Source organism: Rhodococcus sp. G-MC3, assembly GCF_030063335.1.
Taxonomy (GTDB): domain Bacteria; phylum Actinomycetota; class Actinomycetes; order Mycobacteriales; family Mycobacteriaceae; genus Rhodococcoides.
In genome coordinates, this window is sequence record NZ_JASISW010000025.1 from 39,915 (window position 1) to 47,818 (window position 7,904).

Annotated in this window: 7 protein-coding genes and 1 pseudogene; 2 read left to right on the forward strand and 6 right to left on the reverse strand. The window is 62.2% G+C overall.

All coding sequences use genetic code 11. From position 1 onward, the window contains the following. Window positions 1-23: 23 nt before the first annotated feature. Window positions 24-1,574: an FAD-dependent oxidoreductase gene (locus tag QMK17_RS22395; RefSeq protein WP_283511511.1), complete on the reverse strand. Its 1,551-nt coding sequence runs from the start codon at window positions 1,572-1,574 to the stop codon at window positions 24-26. Between the two features lie 62 nt (window positions 1,575-1,636). Then, entirely contained in the window at window positions 1,637-2,653 is a 1,017-nt protein-coding gene (locus QMK17_RS22400; RefSeq protein ID WP_283511512.1) for an AurF N-oxygenase family protein, read from the reverse strand. Window positions 2,654-2,883: 230 nt separating this feature from the next. Here QMK17_RS22400 and QMK17_RS22405 point away from each other — a divergent pair, with 230 nt between their 5' ends. Together QMK17_RS22405 and QMK17_RS22410 are read left to right on the forward strand one after the other, a co-directional pair. Further along, a complete protein-coding gene (locus tag QMK17_RS22405; protein WP_283511513.1) occupies window positions 2,884-3,819 on the forward strand; it encodes an ADP-ribosylglycohydrolase family protein in 936 nt (311 codons plus the stop codon). Further along, window positions 3,816-4,073 (forward strand): annotated as a pseudogene (locus QMK17_RS22410) (macro domain-containing protein); the annotation flags it as partial. The gene QMK17_RS22405 and the pseudogene QMK17_RS22410, both read left to right, overlap by 4 nt. A gap of 44 nt (window positions 4,074-4,117) precedes the next feature. Here the strand turns inward: QMK17_RS22410 and QMK17_RS22415 are convergent. The 4 genes from QMK17_RS22415 to QMK17_RS22430 form a co-directional block, all read right to left on the reverse strand. Beyond that, window positions 4,118-4,789, reverse strand: a complete 672-nt coding sequence (locus QMK17_RS22415) for an NUDIX hydrolase (protein WP_283511515.1) — start codon at window positions 4,787-4,789, stop codon at window positions 4,118-4,120. Window positions 4,790-5,015: 226 nt separating this feature from the next. Then, window positions 5,016-5,750 (reverse strand): excalibur calcium-binding domain-containing protein, encoded by a 735-nt coding sequence (locus QMK17_RS22420; RefSeq protein ID WP_283511516.1) that lies wholly within the window; start codon window positions 5,748-5,750, stop codon window positions 5,016-5,018. Window positions 5,751-5,922: 172 nt separating this feature from the next. Beyond that, a complete protein-coding gene (locus QMK17_RS22425) occupies window positions 5,923-7,086 on the reverse strand; it encodes a hypothetical protein (RefSeq protein WP_283511517.1) in 1,164 nt (387 codons plus the stop codon). A gap of 362 nt (window positions 7,087-7,448) precedes the next feature. After that, the gene (locus tag QMK17_RS22430; protein WP_283511518.1) at window positions 7,449-7,802 is read right to left on the reverse strand and encodes a VOC family protein; all 354 of its coding nucleotides are present in this window, start codon (window positions 7,800-7,802) and stop codon (window positions 7,449-7,451) included. Window positions 7,803-7,904: the final 102 nt, after the last annotated feature.

Sequence of the window (7,904 nt, forward strand, 5' to 3'; positions counted from 1 at the left end):
CACAGCAGGACAAGTATTTTCGCTCACATGCGGCGGAGCCGCCACGGCCGTCGCCGATCCTGAACGACCTCGACATCCGGTAGTAAACCCTTGTTGAAGTCGTCGACGAGATGAGCCACAGTGCTTTGTGCGCACGACTTGTTGGTGCCGATGTATCCCGACGGCCCGCGCTTTATCCAGCCGGTGACGTAGGTGCCGCGCACGAGGTCGCCACCGGGAGTGTCGAGAACTCGACCATCGTCGTTGGGGATGATCCCGCGGCGATCATCGAACGGAACACCGGGCAGGGCGACCCCGCGGTACCCGATCGACGTGAGTACCAGTCCGGTATCGACGGTCTCCACCTCGCCGGTGGCGATGCTGAGCACCGATCCGTCTGCGCCGGTATCGAGCGTCATACGACTGAACTCGATGCCGGTCACTGCAGCGCTGCCGAGAATCCGAGTCGGAGACAGCAAGTAGCGCAGCATGATTCGCTTGTTGTCTGCACCTGTCATGTCGTCGACACGGCGCAGCAACTGGAGTTTTTGAGCCACTGCATGCGGGAGGTCATTTGTTTCGGCCAGCTTGATCGTGGTCGTGTCGAGCATGATCTCGTCGCGGTGAATCGAGACGTCGACACCGGGGGTTGCCAGTAGACCTGCAAATTCGGGAACAGTGAAAGCCGATTGTGCGACGCCACGGCGTCCAACCACGAGAACTTCCTCGATATTGGACTCGCGCAGCGCTTTCAGGGCATGCGCCGGGACATTGGTGCCGACGAGGCGGTCAGGATCGATCGTCAGGATGCGAGCGACGTCCAGGGCAACGTTGCCGTTTCCGATGATCACAGCACGCTTGTGGGAGAGATCGTACCGGCGGTGCGAGTGATCCGGATGGCCGTTGTACCAAGCAACGAAATCGGTTGCCGACGATCGACCCGGTAGATCCGCGCCGGGGATCGTCAATTCACGATCTCGCGAGGCTCCGACGGCATAGATGACGGCGTGGTGATTTTCGAGAAGCTGATCGTGCGTGACGTCTGTGCCGATCTCGACTCCGAGATGGAACTCGAAACCGGGCTGCGCCGAGATCTGATCGAACAGTCTCGATACCTGTCGTGTCTTCTCGTGATCGGGCGCGACCCCGAGCCGCGCCAATCCATGTGGCTGGGGGAGCCGATCGTAGACATCGACGGCAACGCCTGGCTGCGTGAGCAGTTCGTCTGCCGCGTACATTGCCGACGGTCCTGATCCGACAATTGCCACTCGCAGTGGCTGTCGATCCTTGGTGACCGTCGGTGCGGGCGCAACTGGCGCCAGTAGAGGCTTTTTCGGCCTCTCCTGCTTGTAGAAATCAGCGTTGATCGTCAGGAATGGCAGTTGGGCGTCTGTCAGCTTCGACTTCGGCACGATCGCATCGACCGGGCAGGCCGAAACGCACGCGCCGCAGTCGACACACGACATCGGGTCGATGTGCAGCATCTCTGCCGTCAGGAAATCCGGTTCGTCCGGTGTCGGATGGATGCAGTTGACGGGGCATGCGTAGACGCATGACGCGTCACTGCAACATGATTGGGTTACGACGTGGGGCATGACGGATTCCTGACGGCAGGCGCTGCTGTGGGGCTAACTGGCGCTGTGGGTGAAGAAGAGGATCAGGCTGCGAATTGGCTGGAACTGCGGTCCGGCTCACTGCGGAAGCGAGATGCCTTGCCGTCGATTCCGCAGATTTTCCATACGAGCTTGGCAGCGCGGTTCATCATGCCGGTGTCGGCCGCGAGCATGCGCACGTCGCCGAAGTAGTCCTGCAAGGTGTGCTGGGCGTCTTTACTGTCCCAGAACAGCTCTTTCTTGACGGACTTCGGGATGTCGAACGTCTGCCAGAACTGCTTCGGCGGTACGACGATGGCGTCGGCCAGCACGCGCATCACGATGGGGAACATCAGTGACAGGAAGAATCGCCCGACCGTGGACATCTTCGGAATGCGGCGGCGCAACAGCTGATGCGCGAAAGAGATGTGGCGCGCCTCTTCGGCTACGTGAATAGCCATGACGCCCTGCATGATCGGGTGAATGTCTTCACCGGATCGCAGTACGCCCTTCTGGATGTGGTCGATGGGCTCCTCGCCTGCGAGAACACCGACGAAGAACAGCTCAGGGGTGAGTGACGCGAAAAGGGGCAGGAACGGCGCGATCATCTTCATCGGCCTGCTCATGCCGGGGGAGTCGGCGCCGACGCGGTTCACCATCTCCTGGAACATCAGGGTGTGGTTGCACTCTTCCACGCACTCGTGGGTGCAGTAGCGGGCCTCGGGATCGCCGTTCGGCAGCGAGAAGACGTACTGCATCATGCCGCGAATCAGGATGTTCTCGAATTGCAGGCCGACCTTGGCGATGTTGGCCTGACGCCACATGCCGATCGCTATCTGCTTCTCCTCGGGAAGCGCCTGGTACCAGGCGTGTGCACCCATCGGATCGGTCTTCGTCGGGAGGATCCACCGACGGTCGTTCTCGAACACCTCGAACTCGGGGGAGTCCCAGTCGATGTCTACGTACGGATCGAAGTGCTTGTGCACTGAGCCCTCGGACAGAAGCTTCAAGGTCTCGTTGTACTGCTCGGTCTCCGCGTCGGTGTGGATCGAGCGCGTCTGGCCTTCCGACGTCATTGTCATCGCTTCTCCCTACGTGGTGCGAACATAGAGTTAATGTAACTCGAAGTATCACCAAATGGAAGTCAAACGCTGGATTAGTTCGCACTGGGTCCTGGGCCAGCGGTTCTGTCCGGACCGAGTTTCGTCCGATTTCTGTCGTGCATGTGCGCGACGGGATATAGGGAAGGTACGGATTGGCCTTAGAGTGATTCTGCGCTAAAGTAAGCGCAGAATCGAGCTAAGGAGTTCTCATGGCACTGACACCTCGACAATCGGACCGCGCCGCGGGTGTTCTACTCGGAACGGCAGCCGGGGATGCCCTCGGCGCCGGTTACGAGTTCACCCATCCGACGGCGGGGACCGTCGTCGACATGATCGGCGGCGGACCGTTCGACTGGGCTCCGGGTGAATGGACCGACGACACATCCATGGCAGCAGCAGTGGCCCTGGCGGCCCGTGGCGGGGTCGACATCGGCGTCGGAGCCGGCCTCGACTCGGTCGCCGCGAACTTCGTCGCTTGGTACGACACGAAGCCCGCCGATATCGGAAATCAGACCAGGGCGGTTCTGGGATTCCGCAGCCCGTCCGCTGCAGCGATGACCGCACAAGCAGCCTTGCTCACCGGGCGAGCCGGCGGAAACGGATCCTTGATGCGTACTGCGCCGGTGGCGCTGGCGTACCTCGACGACCCCCAGCGATGCGTCGACGCGGCCGCAGCCGTCAGTGCACTCACACATTCCGACCCGCGCGCCGGTGAGGCGTGTCAGATGTGGTCGTTCGCGATCCGTCATGCAGTCCTCGAGGGAAACTTCGACGGCGTTCGTTCCTGGCTCGCGACATCAGACGCCGCCGACTTCTGGCGTCCGTTGCTCGACGAAGCCGAGGAGGGTGAGCCCGCCGACTTCGCCAACAACGGGTGGGTCGTCCATGCGCTTCAGACCTCATGGTGGGCGATCGTGCGTGCCGACGGTAGTGGACCCGAGCACCTGATCCGCGCACTCGAACTGTGTGTATTGGCAGGCGGGGACACCGACACGACTGCGGCTATCGCCGGCGGTCTGCTGGGTGCGCGGTGGGGAGCGTCTGCGGTGCCCCAGAACTGGCGCGACATGCTGCATGGATACCCATTCCTCACCGGCGAGGGCCTCGTAGCGATCGCCGCAGCCATAACCGGCGGTACGTCATGACCGTCATCGACGTCGTGCGCGGCGACATCACAACCATGAGGGTCGACGCGATCGTCAACGCAGCCAACTCGACGTTGCTGGGCGGTGGGGGAGTCGACGGCGCCATCCACCGGGCCGGAGGCCCCCAGGTTCTCGCCGAATGCAAAACCCTGCGGAGCGCAACTCTGCCGAACGGTCTCGTCAATGATGCAGTGGCACAGCAGGTTGCGGCGGTAGCTGGCGCCGCGACGTCGGTGGATGTCATTTCACTCGTCGCGTTCTCGGGTGAGATCGCGCGGTTGACGATGCGACTGCTCGGCTAGCTTCGGAAGAATGCGGAGGCCGACTCGGGGAGTGTGGCCCGCGCCTTACGGCGATATAGCTCCGCGGGTCGGCCCCCTCCCGCTGTCGACGTCGTGTTGGTGCCCGCAACCGATCCTGCGACCTGACGGCGAAACGTGTCCTTGGGGAGCGTTTTGCCGTACACCACTTCGTAGAGGCGGCGGAGTTCCAGCAGTGTGAAGTAGTTGCCCAACAGGAGGGCGGGATCGACGGCTCTGCCGTACCTCTGCCTGACGTCGTCGACCGCAAGTTTCACCATTGCCCCGTGATCGAACGCGAGCGGCTCGGATGTGGTGGTTTCGGTCAGTTTCACGAGGTCGACTGCATCGGTGAGGATTTCGACCGGAACGACTGCGGTGTGGGCCATCGAGAGTACCCATCCTCGCTCGTCGCGTTCAGGGTCGTCGAACATCCCTATCTGGTGAAACTCCAAACCGTGCAGATCGGCTTTGGTGCTCAGCGCCCGATCGGCAGCGTCGGCCAGTCGTTCTCCTGGATGGAGAAACGTACCGGGCAGGGCAAGGCCACGCGGAGACGGGACAGTAACCACGTGGAGTGCGTTCGCTCGTACGGTGAGAACGGCAACGTCGACGGCAACCGACGGGCGTGGATAGTCCGTCAACTGCTTCTGGTCCCCGTCTGCTGCCATCGATGCAGATTAGCGCACTATCGAGCTATGGCTGGTTCTTGCTGATGCCGAACAGTCGTCCCAGCGTCGGTCCGCTGAAACAATCGTGCGGATGATGCGCCTCGGGGTCGGTCTCCAAGTCGAGTTGCAGTTCCACACGTGAGCGATCAGGAACGTGGGGTGCGGGACATTGCCTGAGCCTCCAGCAGGACGCTAGCGGGTGTCACCGACATGACCGCGCTTCGCATCATTTTTCGCAAGCGACCCCGTCACCGTCGCGGTCGAGCTTGGAGCTGTAACCGGGATTTCCTAGATAGATCGGTGCTGCGCCGGCTGCCTTCACCTCGGTGCAATTCGCGTAGGACACATACGAAGACGTATCGGGGACTGCCGCGAGCGGAGCGGGCGGCACATACACCGGCTCCGGTTCTGCGACATACACCGGCTCCGGTTCCGCGACATACACCGGCGCGGGAGCAGGAGCAGGCACGTAAGGGATGGTCGTCGTCGGGGCGGGAGCGTAGACGGTGACACTTTCCGGCGCGACCGTCGCGGTGGGAACCGTGGTGGTTGTGGGTGTTGCGGTGGTTGTACGAGTGGTTGTCGTCGGTCGCGCGGTCGTCGTCGACACGTCAGCGATGGCGGGGGCGGCGAAGCTGCTGGCCTGCGCTGTCTCGACCGGCTCAGGTGTTGGGGTCGAGAGTCCGAACGCGATGAGTGCGGGCAGAGTTGCGATTGCCGGTGTGGCCCAGACGATCCGCCCACGCGACGGCGCGCTGAACAGGTACAGCCCACCGGCGGCAGCGGCGCACAGGCCGAGCACTATCCCGGCAACGGAGAAGTCGACGAGGGACGCGAGCACGACCACAAGTCCGATGATCAGGGCGAACCAGCCCACGATCCTGGCAAGCAGTGGACGTGAGCGTTCCGGTCGCTTGGCGCCGGGGAAAACATAGGGCTGGGAGTTGAACGGATCGGTCATGATGCGGTCCTCGAGTCGGCCTACGGGCGGGCAGAGGAGCACCACTCGTCGCGGCTGCGCTGTGTCGAGGGGGGCTCGAATCGGGCAACAACCGTCGCGACTCCTTCGCGTGAGGGCATTGCAGTATTCCGAGCACCTTGTCGGTGGCCGGGCCACCGCCGTTACAGACTGATCAGAACGCTTCGTCCGGATCCTGATCGCCGAATGGTTCGGCAAGGGTGACGCCGGCGAGAACCGCAGGCCGGAGGGCGTTCGGCACCTCTAGTGCGTCGTCGGTGGGGATCAGGACGCCCTGCTCCTGAAGTGTGCGGACACGGTAGTCGATCAACTGCGCGGTGCGGAGATCTTCGCCCTCTAGACCGTCGTAGTTCTCTTCTGGGTTGTCCAGGGGCGGGTCCTCCGTCATCGCCGCCAGCAGAGTTTGGATCGCGAACGTATTGGACAGAGCCATCGAGACGTCGACCTCGCTGAGAGTCAGCTGGTGCCGGACGTGCTGGGTCAAGGCGGAGCGGAGCACGTCCACCGATCGAGACCGGAAACCGTCCGCGGCAGTTCCGGGGACTACGTCGGCCCCCTCGATCTGCAGTACGTCCGAGGCGAACGCTACGGCCCAATGGTCGAGAGCGGTGATGTTCTCCGGTGATGCATCATTCTCGTGGTCGTGGTCGTGGTCGTGGTCGTGGTCGTGGTCGTGGTCGTGGTCATGATCCTCGTCGTCGGACAAGGCGCCCTCGAGCTCTGCGATGTCGGCGACGGGGACTCGGGTGCCGACGCGTGCCAGGAGGGCGTCGAGCCCGGCGATCAACGGTAGGCCGGACAACGCAGCCTGCTCAGCGGCCTCGGAGACCTCGGGTAATTCGATGTCCTCGGGATCGAGGACGTCCGGATCGTTGTCGATGAAGTCGGTGAGGTCCTCCATGCAATGCGAGAAGTCTTCGTCCGAACCGGTCCACGTGTCGGTCTCGTCGAGGAACGTGAGGAACTCCAGCAATGTCACGACGATGTTCGTCGCTGCTGCCGGTCCGTTGTCCGGGTCGGACTCCTCGATGCGCTCGACGGCGTCGACGATGAAGTGAGCGTCGTTGGGGGTCCAGGAGGTGACGGAGAACCCTGTATTCGCCCGATCGATCTGAGTCAGCGTGGTGCGGACAAGACCGACAACACGTTCTGCGTGCTCGCCCATGTCCCGATCGGTGAGCCACTCGCCGAATTCTTCGAGTACGCCCACGGGGAACGTTGGAAGATGAGATCCCGGCGACGACTGCTGACGCCGTTGGCGTGCCTTGGTCTTCGCTGCTCGCTTCTGCCCACGACTCGCCGGTCCCCTGGATCCCATGGGTCAAGCCTAAACGTTCGCTGACAGCCGTCGGAAGCGGTGTCACGCCTGGACGTAGGGAAATGTGGGTCCAGGCGTGGGCACGCTCAGTCGTTCGATGACGGTCAGCCGGCGACAGTTTTCACCGACAACCCCTTGCCTGCAAACCTGAGATCGATCTCGGCGAACACCGCAGCCATTCGTGTTTCGCGGTCGAGGTAACTGATCTGATGAAGGATTGCCGCGCACACGTGGCATCGACATCGGTTGTGTCGTAGAAGTTTCCGACATGGTCGATGTAGTCGACGACGAACTGCGCGCAATCGTCGATGATGTCGAAGGTTTCGACCGAATTCTATTGTGCGAGAGTAAAAGTAAATAGTTCAATAGGAAACCCGGAATCCGCCGATCAGAGTGACGATATTGCCGTCAGGATCTTCCAGGCTCGACAACTGCACTCCCTTGTTGGCGTCGACGATCTCGCCTGCCTCGATTCCTCGCTTTCCGAGTTCGGTGATGGAATTTTCGAGATCGTCGACGGCGAAGTTCAACATCCCGTTTCCCGCCCGATTCTCGTCGACCGTGACCTGCACCCAACCGTGCTCGGTGACCTGCCACTCGACCAGCACCGGCATGGGGTTGTTGTCGGCTGGTCGACCGATCAACGCCGAGTACCACGCGTTGGCTCTGACGATATCGGTCACGGGTACGACGGCAAGTACGTGTTGGAAGTCCATTGTGTGCTCCTGAGTCGACGAACTGGGCCGCAGAGGTAGACCGATGCTCAGCCGGAAAGTCATCGGCAAGGCGGATCTACTCCCGACTTGTGCGTCGAACCG